19 protein-coding genes are annotated in these 21040 nt (G+C 62.4%); 16 read left to right on the top strand and 3 right to left on the bottom strand.

Going from position 1 to position 21040, the window contains the following annotated elements; translation table 11 throughout:
* Positions 1-37: 37 nt before the first annotated feature.
* From AB8A38_RS06105 to AB8A38_RS06095, 3 genes are read left to right on the top strand one after another with little or no spacing between them, the layout of a single operon-like run.
* A complete protein-coding gene (locus AB8A38_RS06105) occupies positions 38-1168 on the top strand; it encodes an efflux RND transporter periplasmic adaptor subunit (RefSeq protein WP_315841913.1) in 1131 nt (376 codons plus the stop codon).
* Positions 1169-1171: 3 nt separating this feature from the next.
* A complete protein-coding gene (locus AB8A38_RS06100) occupies positions 1172-4300 on the top strand; it encodes an efflux RND transporter permease subunit (RefSeq protein WP_439085363.1) in 3129 nt (1042 codons plus the stop codon).
* An 11-nt stretch (positions 4301-4311) separates the two neighbouring features.
* Positions 4312-5154: an amidohydrolase family protein gene (locus tag AB8A38_RS06095; protein ID WP_439085362.1), complete on the top strand. Its 843-nt coding sequence runs from the start codon at positions 4312-4314 to the stop codon at positions 5152-5154.
* 26 nt (positions 5155-5180) lie between these two features.
* On the opposite strand, the gene erpA is transcribed toward AB8A38_RS06095, so the two are convergent.
* Complete coding sequence (gene erpA / locus AB8A38_RS06090; protein ID WP_093758714.1) at positions 5181-5528, bottom strand: iron-sulfur cluster insertion protein ErpA; 348 nt, start codon at positions 5526-5528, stop codon at positions 5181-5183.
* Positions 5529-5629: 101 nt separating this feature from the next.
* Between erpA and AB8A38_RS06085 the strand changes: the two genes are divergently transcribed.
* The 10 genes from AB8A38_RS06085 (at position 5630) to serS (ending at position 16577) form a co-directional block, all read left to right on the top strand.
* Positions 5630-6844: a deoxyguanosinetriphosphate triphosphohydrolase gene (locus tag AB8A38_RS06085; protein WP_439085361.1), complete on the top strand. Its 1215-nt coding sequence runs from the start codon at positions 5630-5632 to the stop codon at positions 6842-6844.
* 168 nt (positions 6845-7012) lie between these two features.
* Entirely contained in the window at positions 7013-8806 is a 1794-nt protein-coding gene (gene argS / locus AB8A38_RS06080) for an arginine--tRNA ligase (protein ID WP_439085359.1), read from the top strand.
* A gap of 105 nt (positions 8807-8911) precedes the next feature.
* Positions 8912-10402: an SPOR domain-containing protein gene (locus AB8A38_RS06075; protein WP_315841918.1), complete on the top strand. Its 1491-nt coding sequence runs from the start codon at positions 8912-8914 to the stop codon at positions 10400-10402.
* A 46-nt stretch (positions 10403-10448) separates the two neighbouring features.
* Entirely contained in the window at positions 10449-11474 is a 1026-nt protein-coding gene (gene nagZ, locus AB8A38_RS06070) for a beta-N-acetylhexosaminidase (RefSeq protein WP_439085358.1), read from the top strand.
* Complete coding sequence (locus AB8A38_RS06065) at positions 11471-12298, top strand: segregation and condensation protein A (RefSeq protein WP_089264484.1); 828 nt, start codon at positions 11471-11473, stop codon at positions 12296-12298. Before nagZ ends, AB8A38_RS06065 begins: the two co-directional genes overlap by 4 nt.
* Positions 12299-12319: 21 nt before the next feature.
* Entirely contained in the window at positions 12320-13381 is a 1062-nt protein-coding gene (gene scpB, locus AB8A38_RS06060; protein ID WP_315841921.1) for an SMC-Scp complex subunit ScpB, read from the top strand.
* 141 nt (positions 13382-13522) lie between these two features.
* A complete protein-coding gene (locus tag AB8A38_RS06055; RefSeq protein WP_068730798.1) occupies positions 13523-13762 on the top strand; it encodes a twin-arginine translocase TatA/TatE family subunit in 240 nt (79 codons plus the stop codon).
* 85 nt (positions 13763-13847) lie between these two features.
* The gene (gene tatB / locus AB8A38_RS06050) at positions 13848-14372 is read left to right on the top strand and encodes a Sec-independent protein translocase protein TatB (RefSeq protein ID WP_315841922.1); all 525 of its coding nucleotides are present in this window, start codon (positions 13848-13850) and stop codon (positions 14370-14372) included.
* Positions 14369-15181, top strand: a complete 813-nt coding sequence (tatC, locus tag AB8A38_RS06045) for a twin-arginine translocase subunit TatC (protein ID WP_315841923.1) — start codon at positions 14369-14371, stop codon at positions 15179-15181. The genes tatB and tatC overlap by 4 nt, the downstream gene beginning before the upstream one ends.
* A gap of 91 nt (positions 15182-15272) precedes the next feature.
* Positions 15273-16577 carry a serine--tRNA ligase gene (gene serS / locus AB8A38_RS06040; RefSeq protein WP_439085357.1) on the top strand — a complete coding sequence of 435 codons (1305 nt, stop codon included), beginning with the start codon at positions 15273-15275 and terminating at the stop codon, positions 16575-16577.
* Positions 16578-16598: 21 nt separating this feature from the next.
* On the opposite strand, the gene AB8A38_RS06035 is transcribed toward serS, so the two are convergent.
* A complete protein-coding gene (locus AB8A38_RS06035) occupies positions 16599-17078 on the bottom strand; it encodes a hypothetical protein (RefSeq protein WP_439085356.1) in 480 nt (159 codons plus the stop codon).
* Positions 17079-17357: 279 nt separating this feature from the next.
* Here AB8A38_RS06035 and surE point away from each other — a divergent pair, with 279 nt between their 5' ends.
* Positions 17358-18125, top strand: a complete 768-nt coding sequence (gene surE, locus AB8A38_RS06030) for a 5'/3'-nucleotidase SurE (RefSeq protein WP_089264478.1) — start codon at positions 17358-17360, stop codon at positions 18123-18125.
* 27 nt (positions 18126-18152) lie between these two features.
* Here the strand turns inward: surE and AB8A38_RS06025 are convergent, their stop codons facing one another.
* Positions 18153-18530: a response regulator gene (locus tag AB8A38_RS06025; protein WP_089264477.1), complete on the bottom strand. Its 378-nt coding sequence runs from the start codon at positions 18528-18530 to the stop codon at positions 18153-18155.
* 291 nt (positions 18531-18821) lie between these two features.
* Between AB8A38_RS06025 and AB8A38_RS06020 the strand changes: the two genes are divergently transcribed.
* Both AB8A38_RS06020 and AB8A38_RS06015 read left to right on the top strand, forming a co-directional pair.
* Positions 18822-19472: a protein-L-isoaspartate(D-aspartate) O-methyltransferase gene (locus AB8A38_RS06020; protein WP_315841925.1), complete on the top strand. Its 651-nt coding sequence runs from the start codon at positions 18822-18824 to the stop codon at positions 19470-19472.
* A gap of 107 nt (positions 19473-19579) precedes the next feature.
* Positions 19580-20983 (top strand): peptidoglycan DD-metalloendopeptidase family protein, encoded by a 1404-nt coding sequence (locus AB8A38_RS06015; RefSeq protein WP_439085355.1) that lies wholly within the window; start codon positions 19580-19582, stop codon positions 20981-20983.
* Positions 20984-21040 lie beyond the last annotated feature (57 nt).

Genomic DNA, 21040 nt, shown 5'->3' with positions numbered 1-21040 from the left:
GGCGACCCGATCTTCTGTACCAGGTGACATGGACCATATGAAGAAACGCACATCGATCGCTCTACTCGTTCTCGTCGGCGCTGCCGCAGTTGCGGCCTACACGACGCGCTCCTCGTGGACCGGTGGCAACACCAATGCACAGGCCCCGCAGCGCGCGCGGATCGTTGCGGTCGAGATTGCCAAGGCGGAACGCAAACCGGTTCCGGTCGATGTCGATTCGATCGGTACAGTAACGCCGATTTCGAGTGTCGCACTCAAGTCGCGGGTGGAAACCACCATCACCTCGGTGCATTTTGAAGACGGCGCCAAGGTCAAGGAAGGTGATCTGCTGTTCACCCTCGATTCGCGGCAGATCGATGCCCAGATCGAGCAGGCCGAAGGCACGCTGGCCCGCGATCAGGCCCAACTGGCCGGTGCGGAACGCGACGTGCGGCGCTTTACCGATCTGATCGGCAAGGGCGCGACCACGCAGGTCAGCGTCGACAATGCCAAGACCCAATCCGACATCCTGGCCGGAACCATCCGGGCCGATCAGTCGGCGCTCGACAATCTCAAGGTCCAGAAGAGCTATACCATCATCCGCGCGCCGTTCTCCGGCCGGATTAGTGCAGCCAATGTGAAGGTCGGCAATTTCGTGCGCCCGGCCGATACGGCGCCGCTCGCCACCATCAATCAGATGGCTCCGGTCTATGTGTCCTTCGCCATTCCGCAGCGTGTGCTTGGCGACCTGCGCGAAGCGATGGCGGCGGGATCGACGTCGGTCATTGCGACCATCCCGAACAGCGGCCGTTCTGAAACCGGCAAGGTGGCGATGGTGGAAAACACAGTGGATTCCACCACCGGCATGGTCACCGTGCGCGGCATCATGAGCAATCCGAACGAAACCCTGTGGCCGGGCATTCTGGTACAGACCAAGCTGATCGTGCGCACTGAGGATGGCGTTGTTGTGCCCACCGTGGCTGTGCAACGCAGCCAGACCGGGAACTTCGTGTTCACGGTGAAGGACGGCGTCGCCCGTGTTCAACCCGTCGAAGTCGATCGCACCTTTCAGGGGATTTCGGTGATCACGTCAGGTTTAAAAGGGGATGAGGACGTCGTTGTCGACGGCCAGCTCTTGCTGACACAAGGCACACGGGTCGAAGCCCGAGCCCGCAAGGCCGGGGCATAAAACATGACCCTCTCGGAGCTCTGCATCCGTCGCCCTGTGATGACCACGCTCATCACGGCGACGATCATCGCGTTTGGCATTTTCGGTTTCCGACTGCTGCCGGTGTCGGCGCTTCCGAAAGTGGATTTTCCGACCATCGCGGTGACGGCGACGCTGCCGGGCGCCAGCGCCGACACGATGGCGGCCTCGGTCGCCGGCATCATTGAGCGTCAGCTCTCGACCATCGCTGGCATCTCTTCGATGTCGTCGAGCTCGTCGCAGGGAACGACCCAGATCATCATTCAGTTCGATCTCAACCGCAATATCGATGCGGCGGCGCTGGACGTGCAGACTGCCCTGACGATCGCACAGCGCCGGTTGCCGATCGAAATGACGATCCCGCCGAGTTTCCGCAAGGTGAACCCCGGCGATTTCCCGGTGCTGTTCATTGCGCTGAGTTCATCGACGCTGCCGCTCTCGGCCGTTAATGAATTCGGCGATATCACCATCGGACAGGCGCTGTCGCAGATCCCCGGTGTGGCGCAGGTGCTGATTTATGGCACGCAGAAATTCGCCATTCGCGTCCAGGCCGATCCCGAAGCTGCGGCGGCTCGCGGGTTGTCGCTTGAAGATATCCGTACGGCGGTGTCACGCGCGAACTCCTCGACGCCGGTCGGAACTCTGAACGGACCGAAGCAGGACATCTCGCTGCAGGCATCCGGACAGATGTCCAAGGCCGCCGACTATGGCCAGGTCGTTGTTGCCTGGCGCAACGGCTCGCCGGTCAAGCTGAACGAAGTCGCCAAGATCTATGACGCCGTCGAAAACGACAAGGTCGCGACCTGGTTGAATGGCGAGCGTGCCATCGTGCTGGCGATCCAGAAGCAGCCCGATGCCAACACAGTCGCCGTGGTCGACGGCGTCCGCGCCAAGCTGCCGTCGCTGCGCGCGCAATTGCCGCCATCGGTCGAAGTCAATATGATGATGGACCGCTCGATCTCGGTCCGCGAAGCCGTCGCTGACGTCGAGGAGACATTGCTGATCGCCGTTGTGCTGGTGATCTTCGTGATCTTCCTGTTCCTGCGCTCAGCCTCCGCGACCTTGATTCCCGCGCTGGCGGTGCCGATCTCGATCTTCGGCACATGCGCCGCGATGTATATGCTGGACTACTCCATCAACAACATGACGCTGCTGGCGTTAACCCTTTCCGTGGGCTTCGTGGTCGACGACGCCATCGTCATGCTGGAGAACATCGTCCGGCACATCGAACTTGGCATGAAGCCGTTCGACGCGGCCCTGAAGGGCGCGCGCGAAATCGGTTTCACCATCGTCTCGATCACCTTCTCGCTGATCGCGGTATTCATTCCCGTGCTGCTGATGGGCGGTATTGTCGGCCGCGTGTTTCGTGAATTCGCGGTGACGATTGCGGTGGCGATCATCGTCTCCGGCTTCGTGTCGCTGACGCTGACGCCCATGCTCTGCGCGCGCGTGCTCAAGGCGCACAATCCCGAGCACAAGGAGAATTTCATCCTGCGCGGTTTCGAGCGCATATTTGCGGCTTGGCTGCGCGGCTACGAATGGGCGCTCGATCGCGTGCTCGCACACAAGGGCATCATGCTGGTGGTGACGCTCGCGACCCTCGGTGGCACCGTCTATCTCTACAACATCGTACCGAAGGGCTTCTTTCCGCAGGAGGATACCGGGTTCCTGACCGGTACGACCGAAGCCGCAACCGATACGTCCTTCGAAGCGATGAGTGCGCGGCAGCAGGCGCTCGCCGATCTGCTGAAATCCGATCCTGCCGTCGAATACATCAACAGCACCGTGGGCTCGGGCGGTCCGAATGCGACGGCGAATTACGGTCGTCTGTTCGTCGCGCTGAAACCGCGCAAGGATCGTGATCCAGCACAGGTGGTGATGGCGCGGCTGCGGCAGAAGTCGTTGGCCGTTCCGGGCCTGCAGGCCTTCTTCCAGAGCATCCAGAATCTGAACATCGGCGGCCGGCCGTCGAAGAGCCAGTATCAATACGTGCTTCAGGGCAGCGACACCGACACGCTGTATCGCGTGTCGCCGGAGATGCGTGACCGTATCGCCAAGGTGCCGGGCCTGCTCGATGTGACCACCGACCTCTACATCAAGAACCCGCAGATGACGGTCGATATCGACCGCGAAAAGGCGGCCGTTTACGGCGTCACCGTCGATCAGGTTCGTAACCAGCTCTATAATGCGTTCGGTTCGCGCCAGGTCGGTACCATCTATATGCCGACCAACGACTATCAGATCATTCTGGAAGCACAGCCGCAGTTCCGGATCGATCCGAGCGATCTCTCCAAGCTCTATATGAAGACGTCGAACAACCAGACCATTCCGCTGAGCGCGGTCGCGCGTCTGGTGCCCACGGTCGGGCCGCTGCAGATCAACCATCAGGGCCAGCAGCCGGCCGTGACGATCTCGTTCAACCTCGTGCCCGGCTATTCGCTGGGCTATGCGGTCGACCAGATCACGCAAATCGAGGCGGACTCCAAGCTGCCGGTGACCATCGCCACCGGCTTCTCCGGCACGGCGCAGGTGTTCCAGGATTCATTGCGCGGGCAGGGCGTGCTGATCCTCGCCGCTGTGTTCGCGGCCTTCGTGATCCTCGGCATTCTCTATGAGAGCTTCATCCATCCGATCACGATCATCTCCGGCCTGCCATCGGCGGGTATCGGCGCGATCCTGACCTTGATGCTGTTCAAGATGGAGATGTCGGTCATTGCCATGATCGGCATTGTCATGCTGGTCGGCATCGTCAAGAAGAACGCCATCATGATGGTCGACTTCGCGCTCGAGCGGCGCCGCGTCGGCCTCTCGGCCGAACATGCGATCCGCGAGGCAGCGCTGTTGCGTTTCCGTCCGATCATGATGACGACTTTTGCGGCCATCTTCGGCACCCTGCCAATTGCGCTTGGTGCAGGCGCCGGTGCCGAACTACGCCAGCCGCTCGGCGTTGCCGTGGTCGGCGGTCTGTGTGTTTCGCAATTGTTGACGCTGTTCATCACGCCGGTCATCTACATCTATCTCGACCGCATCGACCGCAAGCTGAAGCGCAAGCTGCAGCCGCAGCTCGACGAAGAAGACCACGACGATCGTCCGCGCGTCGTAGCAGCGGAATAAGGATGTCTTCAATGCCGGTGAGAACACTCGCTGCGGCCGCTTTGCTGGCCGCACTCGTTGTTGCGCCTGTCTTCGCAGATGACCGGATCGAAATCTTCGACGCCCATATGCATTACAACTGGGAGCCGAAGCCGTATTACCAGCCCGACGAGGTACTTGAGGTCTTCAAGAAGAACCGCGTCACTGGCATTCTCGCCACCAGCCGCCCGAACACCGGCACTCATGAGCTGATGGACGACAAGGCGAAGGGCAAGGCGGGCGGTCTGCAGGTCGTGCCGTTCATCCGGCCGTATCGCGTGCGTGCCGATATCGGCAGCTGGTTCAATGATCCCGTTATCTTTGATCTCGTGCAGGAGGAATTCAAGCGCGGCTATTATCGCGGTGTCGGAGAATTCCATCTGACCGGCAAGGCGGCCGATACCGAGATGGTCAAGAAGACCGTCGACTTCGCCGTCGCCAACAATCTCTATCTGCACGCCCATGCCGACGACGAAGCGGTCGAGATTCTGATGCGGCATAATCCGCGCGCGCAGATCATCTGGGCGCATACCGGCTTCAGCCTCGCGCCGGATCGTGTCGCGGCGATGCTGGTAAAATATCCGAAGCTCTGGGGTGAGTTATCCTATCGCAGCGGCATCGTGGATGGATCAGGCAAGTTGACGCCGCAGTGGCGCGTGCTGTTTGAACGCTACCCCGATCGCTTCCTGCTGGGCTCTGACACCTGGGTGCCGGAACGCTGGGCGAGCTATGGCGATATCATGGATGGTTACCGCGCCTGGCTGGCGCAACTGCCGCCGGCGGTCGCCAAACAGATCGCACACGGCAATGCGCGGGCGCTGTTCGCCGAGAAATAGACCGATCTAAATGAGCCGAATAGAGGTCAGATCGAGAAGCTGGTCCCGCAGCCGCAGGACGCCGTCGCGTTCGGATTGACGACGCGGAACGATGCGCCGATCAGGTCGTCGACGAAGTCGAGTTCGGAGCCGGCCAGGAACGGTGCTGACGAAGGGTCGACCAGCACCACGGCGCTGTCGCGTTCGATCAGGATGTCGTCGTCTGCCTTGGCGCGCTCGACGTCGAACTTGTACTGGAAGCCGGAGCAGCCGCCGCCTTCGACCGACACGCGGAGCATGGCGCCGTTGCCTTCGGTCTTGAGGATCTCGCCGATCCGGCGCGCAGCACGCGCGCTGACGGTGAGGGGGGCCTCGGTGACTGCAGTGTCGGTCATATCTGGCTCTCCGGGCAGGATTCGAACCATTTGAATCTGCCGCTCCCCCATAGTTAAGTGCGGCAGGCTCAGGAATCAATTGGATCAAGGATAAACACGCCGTGTCGGTTGGAATGGCTGCTCCCCGCGCGCCCTATGCCTGCGACCCCGATCGCAGCCGCGGACGGCTGTTTTCCGGGGCTCCGAGCCGGACCCGCAGCGCGTTTCGCCGGGATTGCGACCGGGTCATCCATTCGACCGCGTTTCGGCGCCTCAAGCACAAGACCCAGGTCTTTGTGTTCCATGAGGGCGATCATTACCGGACCCGACTCACCCACACGTTGGAAGTGGCGCAGATTGCCCGCGCCGTGGCCCGGCAACTGGGCCTCGACGAAGATCTGACCGAGACGCTGGCGCTGGCCCATGACATCGGCCACCCGCCGTTTGGTCATGCTGGCGAGCGGGCGCTGGACGCTTGTCTCGAGGCCCATGGCGGCTTCGATCACAACGCTCAGACCCTGCGCCTCGTGACGTCGCTGGAGCATCGCTATCCGGAATTCGACGGCCTCAATCTGACCTGGGAGACCCTCGAAGGCATCGTCAAACACAACGGGCCGCTGACCGACGCGTCAGGCGCGCCTGTCGGGCGCTATGCGACCCACGGCGTGCCGTTCGGGATCACCGAATACGACCGGACCTTCGATCTGGAACTGTCGAGCTTCGCGTCAATGGAGGCTCAGGTTGCGGCGATTGCCGATGATATCGCCTATGACGCTCATGACATCGATGACGGGCTGCGCGCAGGGCTGTTCACCGTCGATGACCTCAAGGCGATGCCGCTCACGCAAGGCATGATCGCCGAGATCGACACGCGCTATCCCGGTCTCGACGAGAGCCGCCGCGGCGCCGAACTGGTGCGCGAGCTGATTTCCTATCTGATCGGTGCGGTCGTCGGTGAGACGGAGCAACGACTCGGCGTGGTGCTGCCGAAGTCCGCGGAGGACATTCGCCGCTGCGGGCGCAAGCTCGTCGCGTTTCGTGCCGACGCGGCAGAAGCCGAGGCTGGGATCAAGGCCTTCCTCTGGCAGCACATGTATCGCCATGAGCGTGTCATGCGGGTGATGGTCGAGGCGGAATGTCTGGTTACCGACCTGTTCGCACGCTATCAGCGCGCGCCCGAGGATCTGCCGCCTGAATGGCTGCCCCCTCAGGGCGCCGAGCCGGAATCGGAGGGCGAACAGGCGCGCCGGATCGGCAATTTCATTGCCGGGATGACCGACCGTTTTGCCATCACGGAACATATCCGGCTCTTTGACTCGACACCCGAATTGCGTTAGGCGACACGTCTAAGTGCCTTTCAGGGCTTAAATATTTGTAATTTCCGTTGCCTTGCATTTGCTTGAATTCAAACAAAATGCAGCGGAACGCAAACCAAACCGCTATCCATCCTCCTGATACAAATCCAGCCGGAATGATCCGGCGCAAGTTCTGGTTCCCGTACCGCCATGGCCACCACCGCTCCGTCCCCGCATCTGTTTGCCAACGTGCTCGCGCGCGTTCATGCGATTTGTAACGCCCTCGTCGGTGAAGGCGTGCTGCCGGCCGGCATCGATCTGTCGCGCGTCGTCGTCGAGCCGACCAAGGATGCGTCGCATGGCGACATGGCGAGCAATGCCGCGATGGTGCTGGCGAAAGAAGCGAAAGCCAAGCCGCGCGATCTGGCTGATGCTATTGCCGCGAAGCTGCGCGAAGACGATCTGGTGACGTGGGTCGATGTCGCCGGACCCGGCTTCATCAATCTCACGCTGAAGTCGTCCGCCTGGGCCGATGCGGTACGCGCGGTGTTGCGCGACGGTGCCTCGTATGGCCGGAGCGCGGTTGGAGCCGGTGAGAAGGTCAATGTCGAATACGTGTCGGCCAATCCGACGGGACCGATGCATGTTGGCCATTGCCGCGGTGCCGTGTTTGGCGATGCGCTGGCGAGCCTGCTCGATTGCGCCGGTTATGACGTCACCCGCGAATATTACATCAACGACGCCGGTGCGCAGGTCGACGTGCTCGCGCGCTCGGCACATCTGCGTTACCGCGAGGCGCTCGGCGAAGCCATCGGTGACATTCCGGAAGGCCTCTATCCCGGCGACTATCTAGTGCCGGTGGGGCAGGCTCTCGCGGCCGAGCACGGCGCTGCGCTGAATCAAGTGCCCGAGGACAAGTGGCTGCCGATCACGCGCGCCAAGGCCATTTCCATGATGATGGAGATGATCAAGGGCGATCTCGCCGCGCTGAACATCTCCCACGAAGTGTTCTTCTCCGAGCGCTCGCTGATCGCAGGCAGCACCGATATGGTCGGCGCGACCATCGATTTCCTGCGCGCCAAGGGCGATGTCTATGAGGGCCGGTTGCCGCCGCCAAAGGGCAAGCCGATCGACGATTACGAAGACCGCGAGCAGACCCTGTTCCGCGCCACCGCCTATGGCGACGATGTCGACCGCCCGCTGCTGAAGTCGGATGGCGGCTACACGTATTTTGCGTCCGATATCGCCTATCACAAGACCAAGTTCGACCGTGGCTTCCTCAACATGGTCGACGTCTGGGGCGCCGATCACGGCGGCTACATCAAGCGTGTGCAGGCGGCGATCAAGGCGGTGACGGCAGGGAAGGCCGAGCTCGACGTCAAGATCGTGCAGCTTGTGAAGCTGCTGCGCAACGGCGAGCCGGTGAAGATGTCGAAACGCTCTGGCGATTTTGTTACCTTGCGCGAAGTGGTCGACGAAGTCGGCTCCGACGCCGTGCGCTTCATGATGCTGTTCCGCAAGAACGACGCGGTGCTCGATTTTGACCTCGCCAAGGTGATCGAGCAATCCAAGGACAATCCGGTTTTCTATGTCCAGTACGGGCATGCTCGAGGCCATTCGATCTTCCGCAATGCGCGGGAGATGCTGGCCGACCTGCCTCTGGAAACCGAGCCGCGCATTGCCTATCTGAAAGACGCGGTGATGGAGCGGCTCGACGATATCGCCGAGCTGGGCCTCATGCGGCAGTTAGCATTGTACCCACGGATGATAGAATCTGCGGCCGCGGCGCACGAGCCGCACCGCATCGCTTTCTATCTGTATGATCTCGCCAGCGAATTTCATGCGCTCTGGACGCGCGGACGCGATATGCCTCATTTACGCTTCATTATCACTAATGATGCAGAACTTACCAAAGCGCGATTGGCACTCGTCCAGAGCGTCGTCTCAGTCCTGGCTTCGGGCCTCGCCGTTCTCGGCGTCACCGCACCGGACGAGATGCGGTAGACAGGGGACGGCCGCTCACATGGGGATCTGTGGGTGGTTCTTGATAGCAGCTGTTTCGTTTGAAAAGCGGGTTGGCGGCTTTCCCGAAGGGGATGCGACATCACAATGGCTAATCGATACCAGAACCGACCTTTCCCAGCGGATGACGATTACGGCCGCGACGCTCAATCGCGGACGAAGGGCGAGGGCGATCCGCTCGCCGAGCTCGCGCGGCTGATCGGGCAGACCGACCCGTTCGCGAGCAACGGCCGCCCGGCGCCCGCGCCGCGCCAGGCTGAACCGGCCTATCAGGACGAGCCGGAATATCAGGAAGAACCCGCGCAGCCCGGCCCGCCGCCGTGGATGCAGCGTGCGGCAGCCCATGAGCCGCAGCAGCAGGAATTCGAGAATCTTCATCCGGTGCAGCGTTACGGCGCTCAGCATCAGGAGCCGCAGCATCTGCAGCCGGAGGCCGATTATCATCAGGCGCCGGCATTTGCCGCGCATACGGATCATCAGGCGCAGGATTATCAGGGCCAGTACGACCAGGCTCACGTGCCGCATGATCCCAATCGTTATGACGATGCGCTGTATGGCCACGCCGATGGCGCACGGGCCCAGCATCCGCACGACGATCAGTACCAGGACGATCCTTACGCCTATCAGGACGGCTATGCCGAGCAGGAAGAGGCGCCGAAGCGTCGCGGTGGCATGGCGACCGTCGCCATCGTGCTGGCGCTGGCCGTAGTGGGTACCGGGGCTGCCTTCGGCTATCGGACGTTTATGGGATCCGCGCGCACCGGCGAACCGCCGGTGATCAAGGCCGAGCCCGGTCCGAACAAGATCGTCCCGCCGTCGGCGACAGCCGCGGCCGACGGCAAGCCCATCCAGGATCGTCTTGGCGGCGCAGCCCCCGAGCGGCTGGTGTCGCGCGAAGAGCAGCCCGTCAACGTGCAGGACGCCACCAAGGCTGGTCCGCGCGTGGTGTTCCCGCCGCTGAACCAGAACGCTAACCCGCCATCGACGGCCAGCGTGTCGCCATCCAACAAGCCGATGGTGGGCAATGGCGCGATGCAGGGCGGCGATGAGCCTCGCAAGATCCGTACATTTGCCGTCAAGGGTGACCAGTCCGACGCCGGGGCCACACCGGCTGCGCGACAGGCGCCGGCCCGCATCGCCGCTCCGGCAGCGGTTCCTGCAGCCGCGCCCGCTGCGGCACCGCGCGCGACCAATGCCAACGCATCGGCCAATGCCCCGATGTCGCTGTCGCCGCAGGCCGCGCCTCCGGCTGCAGCCGCTCCTCCGGCGCCCTCACCACGTATGGCTTCGACCAACCCGACCCAGCAGGCGGCCCCGGTCGCCTCCGGCGGCGGCTATGTGGTCCAGGTATCGTCCCAGCGGTCGGAGGGCGATGCCCAGGCGTCGTTCCGCGCCCTGCAGACCAAGTTCCCCTCGGTACTGGGATCGCGAGCTCCGCTGATCAAGAAGGCCGACCTTGGCGACAAGGGGACCTATTATCGGGCCATGGTCGGACCGTTCAGTTCGCAGGACGAGGCCTCGCAGGTCTGCGGGAACCTGAAATCTGCCGGCGGACAGTGCGTCGTCCAAAGGAATTAACGGCCGTTTCCTTGACCCTGGGCGTTGATGGGGGCTAATCGGCCCCATGAGCACACGCGCATTCATCACCGGTGTATCTGGTCTGGAATTGACCGCTGAAGAGCGTGCATTTCTGCGTGCGGAACGGCCGTGGGGCTTCATTCTCTTCAAGCGTAATGTTGATAATCCTGCCCAAGTTACTCGACTTGTGGAGGAATTTCGCGGCGCGACCGGTGATCTGGATGCGCCGGTCCTGATCGATCAGGAAGGCGGCCGTGTGCAGCGTTTGGGGCCGCCGCATTGGCCGGTCTATCCGCCTGGCGCAGTGTTCAGTGTTCTCTACGATGCCGAGCCGGAAGCGGGCCTCAGGGCGGCCTGGCTCAGCTCACGGCTCATTGCGAGTGATCTTGTGGATCTCGGCATCACCGTTGATTGCCTGCCGCTAGCAGACGTCCCCGTGGAGGGCGCTGATGCCGTGATCGGCAATCGCGCCTACGGCACCGAGCCCCGCAAGGTCGCGATTATTGCCCGCGCCGTGACCGATGGTCTGTCGCAAGGTGGCATTCTACCGGTCCTCAAACACATTCCCGGCCATGGTCGGGCTACGGCCGACACCCATTTCAAATTGCCGATCGTAGATAACGCGAAGAGTGAGCTCGAAGCCTCTGATTTCGAGGCATTTCGTCCACTGGCCGATTTGCCGATGGCGATGACTGCACATGTTGTGTTTAGCGCTCTGGATGCCACCCAACCGGCCACGACTTCTGCGACAATCATCGAACAGGTGATTCGCGGCAGTATCGGGTTCCAGGGTTTGTTGATGAGTGATGACGTGTCCATGAATGCTCTGGCGGGATCGATCGCGGAACGCACGCGGGCGATCGTCAACGCCGGGTGCGACATGGTCCTGCATTGCAACGGCAAGCTGGACGAGATGCGTGACGTCGTCAGCGAAACCCCGGTTCTCACCGGGAAGGCGCTGGAGCGCGCCAGGGCGGCCGTCGCCGCCCGCCGTCAGCCGCAGCCGTTCGACCGCGCCGCCGGACGCGCGGAACTGGACGCCTTGATCGCTCGAGCAGGAGCAAGTGCATGAGCGCTGAGATTTTGTCGTTTGAGACCGGACTGCCGGCTGAGGTCGTTCCCGACGACGAGCCGGCGCTGGTCGTCGACGTCGAAGGCTACGAAGGCCCGCTCGACCTGTTGCTTGCGCTCGCACGTCAGCAGAAGGTTGACCTGCACAAAATTTCGATTCTCGCGCTGGCCGACCAGTATCTGCTGTTCATCGAAGCCGCGCGGAAGATCCGTCTGGAACTGGCTGCCGACTATCTGGTGATGGCGGCGTGGCTGGCGTTCCTGAAGTCGCGCCTGCTGCTGCCGGATACGACGGTGCCGGGCGAAGGCCCGAGCGCCGAGGATATGGCGACCGCGCTGGCCAACCGGCTGCGCCGCCTCGAAGCCATCCGCGAAGCCTCGAACAGGCTGATGACCCGGCCGCAGCTCAACCGCGACATCTTTCCGCGCGGCGTTCCCGAGTCGATCGCCGAGGTGAAGCATCCGCGCTTTACGGCGACGCTTTACGACCTGCTGTCGGCCTATGCGACCCAGCGCCAGGCTCGCGTGCTGACGCGCGTCCATCTCGCCAAGCGCACCGTTTGGTCGCTGAGTGAAGCGCGCGCCTCGCTGGAACGGTTGGTCGGCATGGCAGAGGACTGGAGCCGTCTCGACGAATACCTGCTGGCCTATGTCGCCGACCCCGCGCAGCGCGCGACGGTGATGGCCTCGAGTTTTGCAGCTGCGCTTGAACTGGTCCGTGAGGGCACGCTCGACCTCAGCCAGAAAGAAGCATTCGCGCCTTTGTATTTCCGCAAGCACATCGCCCAGCCTGTGCAGGTGGAGCCGGAAGTTCCGGCCGAGTAAGTGGAAGAAGGAGATCCAGACATGGCAAGCCTCGCCGAGAAACGCATCGACGATGTCGAGGATCAGATCGTGCACACCGAGGGACAATCCGAGGTCCAGTCGGAGGCGCGCCCCGAAGAATTACGCCTGCTCGAAGCGCTGTTGTTCGCATCCACCGAGCCGCTCGACCAGTCCGCGCTGGCCAAGCGCATGCCGGATGGCGTCGATATCAAGGCGGCACTGGCGCAGTTGCAGGCCGATTACGCCATGCGCGGCGTCAATCTGGTTCGCGTCGCCAACAAGTGGACGTTCCGTACTGCCGGTGACCTGTCCTGGCTGATGACCCGCGAGACGACCGAAACCCGCAAGCTGTCGCGTGCGGCGATCGAAGTGCTCGCGATCGTCGCTTATCATCAGCCGGTGACGCGCGCCGAAATCGAAGACATTCGCGGCGTCATCACGTCCAAGGGGACACTCGACGTTCTGCTGGAAACCGGCTGGATCAAGCCACGTGGCCGTCGCAAGACGCCGGGCCGGCCGCTGACCTTCGGCACCACCGAAAGCTTCCTGTCGCAATTCAGCCTGGAGGCACTCGGCGATCTGCCCGGCCTCGAGGAATTGAAGGGCACCGGCCTCTTGGATTCGCGGCTGCCGTCCGGCTTTAGCGTTCCCAATCCGTCCGACGATCCGACGCTCCGCGAGGACGAAGATCCCCTGGAGGGCGGCGAACTGGAACTGGCGCTGTCAGCGCCCGATCCGGAATTCCCCGAATTGCAGCTCAAGGAGCCGGAGACCGGCACCGTCGAATTTGCTGGTGACGCGGAGGATTTTGCCGAGGCGAAGGCCGAATTCACCGAAACGGCCGATGTCGTGGAGCCAGTGAGCGAAGTTGCCGACGTCGCGGAACTCGAAACCGGTGATCTCGACGTGATCGAGGCAGAGACCGGAGCGGAAGCGGCCGAGGCCGCAGAGCCCGAGACCGCCGAACTCGACGACGATGAAGACGATTCGGACGACGAGCTTGACGAGGACGATCAGGACGAAGATGAGCCGGATGACGCTGAGCCGGACGCAACCGACCGGGACGACGACCGCAAGCATTGATCGCGGCATTAACGCTCGCGGCATTGCGCCGCGACATCCGCGATTCCACGAGGGTTAAGTCCTTGTTTTTGACACCCCCGCAGCCTACGTTCCGGTCAGATCAGGCCGGGCGACTGGCCGCGTGTTTGGAGGGTTAGCAGGATGGGTTCACTCAGCATTTGGCACTGGATCGTCGTGATCGGAGTGGTCCTGCTGTTGTTCGGGCGCGGCAAGATTTCCGACCTGATGGGCGACGTTGCGCAGGGTATCAAGGCCTTCAAGAAGGGCATGGCGGACGACGACAAGCCGGCAGACAAGCCGACCGAGCCGGTCCGCACCATCGACCAGACCCCGCCGGCGCCGACCGCCAACCGTACGGACGTCGGCAGCAAGGTTGTCTGAGGTTCCGAAGGGATTGTCCTGAGGGATCGTGGCGGCCATTGAAGGAGACGCGGGCTTGTCCAGCCCCGCGTGAGCGGATTTTTTCATGTTCGATATCGGGTGGAGTGAACTGGTCGTCATCGCGGTCGTCGCGCTGATCGCCATCGGCCCGAAGGAATTGCCCGGCGTGCTGCGCATGGTCGGGCAGTGGATGGGCAAGGCCCGCAAGATGGCCTCGGAATTCCAGGGCCAGTTCAACGAGGCGATGCGCGAAGCCGAAATGGCCGACGTCAAGAAGGCTTTCGACGACGTTAAGGACGCCGCCTCCGGCTTCACCACCAATAATATCATGACCTCGCTGACCAAGGACGTCAGCGACGCCATGGCCATCGACAAGGCCGACAATCTCGATACGCCTCCGGCCGTGCCCACCACGCCTGAGCTGCCGACACCGGAGACCTTCGTTGAGGCCGAAACGCATGCGCAGGAAACTGCCGCGGTCAACGAGCCACTGGCCATTACCCGGGAAGTTCAGCCGTCGCCAGTCGAAACCCACGCTGCCGCCAATGATGGCGCAACAGCGCCCGACGCGGCCAGTCCCGACGTTCTGAAGGACGCCAAAGCGTCATGAGTGCCGAAGATATCGAAGCCTCCAAGGCTCCCTTGATGGATCACCTGATCGAGCTGCGGTCGCGGCTGATCAAGGCGCTGCTCGCATTCGCGGTGGCCTTCATCTTCTGCTTCTTCTTCGCCAAGCAGATCTACAACGTGCTGGTCTGGCCGTTCGTCTGGGTCGCCGGCCCCGAGAACTCGAAATTCATCTACACGGCACTGCTGGAATACTTCCTGACCCAGCTCAAGCTCGCGATGTTCGGCGCCGGCTTCATCTCGTTTCCGGTGATTGCCGCGCAGATCTACATGTTCGTGGCGCCTGGCCTCTACAAGCACGAGAAGGGCGCGTTCCTGCCGTATCTGATCGCGACGCCGATCTTTTTCGCGCTGGGCTCGCTGCTGGTCTATTTCCTCGTGCTCCCGATGCTGATCCGGTTCTCGCTGGGCATGCAGCAGGCCGGCGGTGCCGAGACCGCGCAGATCGCGTTGCTGCCCAAAGTCGGCGAATATCTCTCGCTGATGATGTCGCTGATCTTCGCCTTCGGCATCGCCTTCCAGTTGCCGGTGATCCTGACACTGCTCGGCCGCATCGGCATCCTGACCTCGAAGCAGCTGCGCGAGAAGCGTCGTTACTTCATCGTCATCGCTTTCGTCATCGCCGCCGTGCTGACGCCGCCTGACGTGATCAGCCAGGCTTCCCTCGCGATTCCGCTGCTGATCCTCTACGAAGGTTCGATCATCGCCGTCAGCATGGTCGAGAAGAATGCCGCCAAGGCGGCTGCAGCCAAGGCTGCGGAGACCGGCACGGATGTGACGCCGGCGGAGTAGGGTTGTTTCCAAACCCTGTGCCGGCCCATTTGATGTTCCAAATGTCAGCTATTCAGGGTACTCAGAGCCGCTTTCGCTCAGGAATCCCGTCATGCACGACATCAAATCGATCCGCGACAATCCCGAAGCTTTCGACGCTGCGCTGAAGCGGCGGGGACTGGCGCCGCTGTCGGCATCGCTGCTGGCAATCGATGAGAGCCGCCGCACTTCGATCCTGGCGTCCGAGCAGGCACAGGCCCGGCGCAATGCGGCCTCGAAGGAAATCGGCGAGGCCAAGAAGACCAAGGACGAGGCGCGCGCCAATGCGCTGATGGCCGAGGTCACCGAGCTCAAGACCACGATGCCGGCCATGGAGGCCGCGGTGAAGGACGCCGAGGATAAGCTCAAGGTCGCGCTTGCCGAAATCCCGAACCTGCCGCTCGACGAAGTGCCTGATGGTGTCGACGAACACGGCAATGTGGAGCGCCATCACTTCGGTGCCAAACGCAACTACGCCTTTTCGCCGAAGGCGCATTACGACATCGGCGAAGCCATGGGCTTTATGGATTTCGAGGCGGCGGCCAAACTGTCGGGGGCGCGCTTCGTCGTATTGAAAAAGGGGCTCGCGCGGCTCGAGCGTGCCATCGGGCAGTTCATGCTCGATCTGCATACGAATGAGCATGGCTACACGGAAGTGAACCCACCGCTCTTGGTTCGCGACGATGCGATGTTTGGCACTGCGCAGCTTCCGAAGTTTCGCGATGATCAATTCGCCGCCGGTGCGATCGGCAATGAGGGACAGGGCTATTGGCTCATCCCCACCGCCGAAGTCCCACTCACCAATCTCGTGCGCGAATCCATCGTCGACGAAAAGGAGCTGCCGCTGCGGATGACGGCGCTGACGCCGTGCTTCCGCGCCGAGGCTGGCGCTGCCGGCCGCGATACGCGTGGCATGATCCGCCAGCACCAGTTCACCAAGGTCGAACTGGTTTCGATCACCACGCCTGAGGAAAGCAAGAACGAGCATGAGCGCATGCTGTCCTGCGCCGAGGAAGTGCTACGCCGGCTTGGCCTGCATTACCGCGTGATGACGCTGTGCACCGGTGATATGGGCTTCGCTGCGCAGAAGACCTACGACATCGAGGTCTGGATGCCGGGCCAGGGCGAGGGCGGCGCTTATCGCGAGATCTCATCCTGCTCGGTCTGCGGCGATTTCCAGGCGCGACGCATGGATGCGCGCTCGCGCGGGCCGGACGGCAAGCCGCGCTTCGTGCACACGCTGAACGGGTCGGGCACGGCTGTCGGCCGCGCGCTGATCGCCGTGATGGAAAACTATCAGCAGGAAGACGGCTCGATTGCCGTGCCGGATGTGCTGCAGCCCTATATGGGCGGGCTCAAGGTGGTTCAGGCCGGCTAGGCGTCGTCGCTTGCCAGCTGCTCAGGCGCGGCTGGCGGTCACCAGCGCGCATTTGGCTTTCTCGGCTTTTATGTTGACAAAGCCCATATGCGTCATCGGAAACGCTTTGCGGCTTTTCGTGCTGACGGTCTCCGCGATGACGCGGCGACGCTCCGTGACGTAGCGTCCATCGCGGCTACGGAAGGCGCAGGCGATTTCGAGGTCCTTGACCGGGTAGTCGTTGGCGTTGCGCACGATGAACGTCATCAGCGCCCTGGAACCGAGGCCACCGCGGCGAAACGATTGGCGGGAGAGGCTGAGACGGTTGAGCTCGGCGGCGTCGGGGACGCTGACGAGTTGTGAAGGAGTGGGTTTGGCAAAGTCCTCCTCACTCAGCTCGTCGGGCATTGTCGCCATCACCGCCGTATTGAGGGTGAGATCGGGCTTGGTCTCGGCCAATCTGGGAAGCAACAGCCACCCCGTCAGGGCGACAACCGCGATCGCCGGCAATCCGATGATCAACACCCGCTTGAGCTGTCTCGCCATCTCCGTCGCCCTATGGGGCGCTGCGACCAAGGCCATCCGGGTCGAGCGCGCATGCTTCAGACGCGATTGGCACTCACCTACCTAAATAAGAAATCCCGGCGACGTCGAAATGTTCCGGCTGGCGGGAAAAATCGCCTTCGAGACAGCCCCGGCAACGCACGAGCAGCGCCCAAAATGGGGGTGGCAAAAGCGGGCACATGCTGGCAAAAACCGGTGCCGGCCAGCGGCCCTCCCGATCGAAAAGGCACCTCACGAATGCGCATTCTCTGCACCAATGACGACGGCATTCACGCCCCCGGCCTGAAGATCATCGAGCAGATCGCCAAGGAATTGTCCGACGACGTCTGGGTGGTGGCGCCGGAGCTCGATCAGTCCGGTGTGTCGCATTCATTGTCGCTGAACGATCCGTTGCGGCTGCGCGAAGTCGGCCCCCGGCACTATGCCGTGCGCGGCACACCGACCGACTGCGTCATCATGGGCGCGCGTCATATCCTGAAAGACAAGCAGCCAGATCTCGTATTGTCCGGCGTCAACAAGGGCCGCAACGTCGCCGAGGACGTGGTCTATTCCGGTACCATCGCCGGTGCGCTCGAGGGCACCATTCTCGGTATTCCGTCGGTGGCGTTGAGCCAGGAATTCTCGATGGAAACGCGTCACAATCCGCAATGGGAGACCGCGCTGAAATTCGGACCTGACGTGCTGCGTAAGGTCATCAAGGCGAGCGTGCCGAAGAACACCGTCATCAACGTCAACTTCCCGGCCTGCGCGGCCGACGAGGTGAAAGGTGTCGTCGTCACCCGGCAGGGCAAGCGCAATCAGGGCTTTCTACGCGTCGATGAGCGGCGCGATGGCCGCAACAATCCGTATTTCTGGATCGGTTTCGAGCGCATCGTCGCCGCGGAAGCACCGCTGGAGGGTACCGATCTCGCAGCGCTTGCTGCGCGCTATGTCTCCGTCACGCCGCTGCGTCTCGATCGCACGGACGACGTATTCTCCGAAGCGCTGACCAAGGCGCTCGGCTGAGATTTCGAGATAGGCGAGGGTGCCCGCCTAGACCGCGACGCCCTTGAGCGTCGTCGACAGCACCTGCGCCAGCGTTTCCATCTGGAAGGGCTTCTGCAGCGTCGGACGGTCACGAAATTCTTCCGGCAGGCCTTGCGCGCCGTAGCCAGTCGCGAAGATGAACGGGCGGTTGCGCGATGCGATCACCTCGGCGACCGGCGAAATCACCTTGCCGTTGACGTTGACGTCGAGGATCGCAATGTCGAACTTGGCAGTACCAGCCAGCTTGATTGCTTCGTTGATGTCACCGGCTTCGGCGGCCACGCTGTAGCCGAGTTCCTCAAGCATATCCGCGACCATCATGCGGATCATGACCTCGTCTTCGACCAGGAAGACGGAGCCGCCCGGCGGGTTCGTTGCAGTCATGGCCGGTTTCCTTGCCCCAATCCTCTGAACAAAATCGCAAATTCCCGGGTTGAACGCAATCTCGACGCATTGCCATTTTCGTGACCCAAAGACGCAGTCGCGTGTTCGGTACCAGATAGAGCAAGATCAGGATTTCAGCGCCCCGCCCATAACAGGCTGGTATGTTGCTGGTTCCGTGCGCGGAACAATAAAAGTTGTCATTAGGCTATCCCGGTTCCGATCGCAGAAATACATCAATCTATCTTTGCTAGATCGAGAGTGTTTCTAACCTGTGCTGCGTGAGGCATTTCCATGATTACCGTCGGACAGCCGCCTGAACAGATGACCTTTCAGCTTGGTCTGCGGCGCCGTGGGATCAGCGATCGGCTGGTGCTGCGCGCAATGGAGGATATTCCGCGTGATCGCTTCGTCGAGCCGAACGATCGTGCCCATGCCTGGCGCGATACGGCCTTGGCCATTGCCTGTGGCCAGACCATCAGCCAGCCCTTCGTGGTCGCCTATATGACCGAACAGCTGCAGTTGAATGCTGGTCACCGTGTGCTCGAGGTCGGCACGGGATCGGGCTACCAGGCCGCGATCCTGTCAAAGCTCGTCCGCGACGTGCTGAGCATCGAGCGTTATCGCACGCTGGCCGATGCCGCCCGGACCCGGTTGGAGGCGCTCGGCCTCCACAATATCGAGGTCATGCTCGGCGATGGGCTCAATCCGGCTGCCAATCTCGGATCGTTCGACCGGATCATCGTGACCGCCGCCGTGGAGGAGGTGCCCGCGGCGCTGACCGACCGACTTGAGGAGGGGGGTATTCTCCTTGCGCCGGTTGGTCCTCACAATGGCGTCCAGACCCTGGTCCGGATCCGCAAAACCGGAGATGGATTGGAGCGAAAGGACCTCGTGGACGTGCGTTTTGTGCCAGCACTTCCGGGCATCGCGCGCGAACTCTGAAAAAAGTTCGTGAACGGCTGTCACGTGTTGGTCGCAAGGTTAAAGGCTTGGTAACGGAGACCGTGTTTACTCAATTCAGTTGTTTGTTGCGTATGAGTGAGTAACCAATGTCCAGCGTTGTCGAGTTGCTTTACTCGCGCCGCGCTCCGCAGGTCGCGGTGCTGGCGCTGATGTCTATCGGTTTTGCCGGCTGCAGCGCCGACATGCAGACACGGTTATCTCAGAATCCAAGTTTTGACTCGGGCCAGTCCCGTGGCTTTGGCTGGCAAGGTGAAACCACCGGCTCGGTACCGCAGCGAGCACCGCGCGCGCCGGTCGAGCGCCAGGAACTGCCGCAATATCAGCGCCCGGCCTATAATCCGCAGCCGCAGTATCAATCCCAGGCTTTGCCGCCGCCAATCTCGGCGCCGCAGTCCTATCCGACAGCTCGTCCGGTTGCGTCGGCTGCTCCCGTCAGCGGGGGCGGCAACGGTATGTATACGCCGCCGCCCGCACGCGCGCCGATCGAAACCACCGGCTCTACGGCGCCGCGCTCGGTTGCAGCGACCAACGGCCTTGCCCGTGATGGCGGCACCTCGATCATCGTCGGCACCAGCGATACGCTCGATGGTCTGGCGAAGCGCTACAACGTCTCGTCGGCTGCGATCCTGCAGGCCAACGGCTACAAGGGGCCGCGCGCTCTGTCGCCCGGCCAGTCGCTGATCATTCCGCGCCAGGGCGCCGCGGCAACTCCGGCCGTTGCCGCCGCTCCGAGCAAACCTGCCGTCGGCGCATCGACCACGCATTTCGTCAATCGCGGCGATACGCTGATGAGCATTTCGCGCCGGAACAACGTGCCGGTGGCCGAACTCGCGCGCGCCAATGGTCTGGCGCCGACTGCCCAATTGAAGCTTGGCTCCAAGATCACGGTACCCGGCGCGCGTACGGCCAATGCAGCTCCTGCAGCCGCGCCGCTCGCTGCGCCCGTCGCAGCCGTGACGGCTGCTCCGGCTGGCGCGGTCACGTCCGCTGCTGTGGCCCGTGTTGCTTCTGCCGAACCTGCACAGAAGGCCCGTCTCGCAAGTGCCACGACGACGCCTGAAGAAACCACGCCGGAATCGCCGACTAAAGCCGCTGACGCAACCGGCGCTTTGCCGACGTTCCGTTGGCCGGTGCGCGGCCGCGTGGTCACAGGCTATGGCGCCAAGACCAATGGCAAGTCCAACGACGGCATCAACGTCGCCGTGCCGGAAGGCACGCCGATCAAGGCTGCCGAAGATGGCGTCGTTGCCTATTCCGGCAACGAGCTGAAGGGTTACGGCAATCTGGTCCTCGTTCGTCACTCCAACGGCTACGTCACCGCATATGCCCATGCGAGTGAGCTGATGGTGAAGCGTGGCGAGACCATCAAGCGCGGTCAGGTGATCGGCAAGTCCGGCCAGTCTGGTGAGGTTACTTCGCCGCAGCTTCACTTCGAGATCCGCAAGGGCTCGTCGCCGGTCGATCCGCTGCAGTTCCTCAACGGGGCGTAAGCGCAATCCACGAAGTGTAGTTCGCATTTAAGCAAGCCCGGCCTCGTGCCGGGCTTG

This window comes from Tardiphaga sp. 839_C3_N1_4 (assembly GCF_051811045.1).
In the GTDB taxonomy this organism is placed as follows: Bacteria; Pseudomonadota; Alphaproteobacteria; order Rhizobiales; family Xanthobacteraceae; genus Tardiphaga.
This window is presented reverse-complemented; position numbering and strand designations above follow the sequence as displayed.

Coding starts and splice junctions, on each gene's coding strand:
- erpA (WP_093758714.1), bottom strand. CDS start 5,528: ATGACCGACACTGCAGTCACCGAGGCCCCCCTCACCGTCAGCGCGCGT.
- AB8A38_RS06100 (WP_439085363.1), top strand. CDS start 1,172: ATGACCCTCTCGGAGCTCTGCATCCGTCGCCCTGTGATGACCACGCTC.
- scpB (WP_315841921.1), top strand. CDS start 12,320: ATGGCAAGCCTCGCCGAGAAACGCATCGACGATGTCGAGGATCAGATC.
- tatC (WP_315841923.1), top strand. CDS start 14,369: ATGAGTGCCGAAGATATCGAAGCCTCCAAGGCTCCCTTGATGGATCAC.
- surE (WP_089264478.1), top strand. CDS start 17,358: ATGCGCATTCTCTGCACCAATGACGACGGCATTCACGCCCCCGGCCTG.
- AB8A38_RS06065 (WP_089264484.1), top strand. CDS start 11,471: ATGAGCGCTGAGATTTTGTCGTTTGAGACCGGACTGCCGGCTGAGGTC.
- tatB (WP_315841922.1), top strand. CDS start 13,848: ATGTTCGATATCGGGTGGAGTGAACTGGTCGTCATCGCGGTCGTCGCG.
- AB8A38_RS06020 (WP_315841925.1), top strand. CDS start 18,822: ATGATTACCGTCGGACAGCCGCCTGAACAGATGACCTTTCAGCTTGGT.
- nagZ (WP_439085358.1), top strand. CDS start 10,449: ATGAGCACACGCGCATTCATCACCGGTGTATCTGGTCTGGAATTGACC.
- AB8A38_RS06105 (WP_315841913.1), top strand. CDS start 38: ATGAAGAAACGCACATCGATCGCTCTACTCGTTCTCGTCGGCGCTGCC.
- AB8A38_RS06025 (WP_089264477.1), bottom strand. CDS start 18,530: ATGACTGCAACGAACCCGCCGGGCGGCTCCGTCTTCCTGGTCGAAGAC.
- AB8A38_RS06015 (WP_439085355.1), top strand. CDS start 19,580: ATGTCCAGCGTTGTCGAGTTGCTTTACTCGCGCCGCGCTCCGCAGGTC.
- argS (WP_439085359.1), top strand. CDS start 7,013: ATGGCCACCACCGCTCCGTCCCCGCATCTGTTTGCCAACGTGCTCGCG.
- AB8A38_RS06095 (WP_439085362.1), top strand. CDS start 4,312: ATGCCGGTGAGAACACTCGCTGCGGCCGCTTTGCTGGCCGCACTCGTT.
- AB8A38_RS06075 (WP_315841918.1), top strand. CDS start 8,912: ATGGCTAATCGATACCAGAACCGACCTTTCCCAGCGGATGACGATTAC.
- serS (WP_439085357.1), top strand. CDS start 15,273: ATGCACGACATCAAATCGATCCGCGACAATCCCGAAGCTTTCGACGCT.
- AB8A38_RS06055 (WP_068730798.1), top strand. CDS start 13,523: ATGGGTTCACTCAGCATTTGGCACTGGATCGTCGTGATCGGAGTGGTC.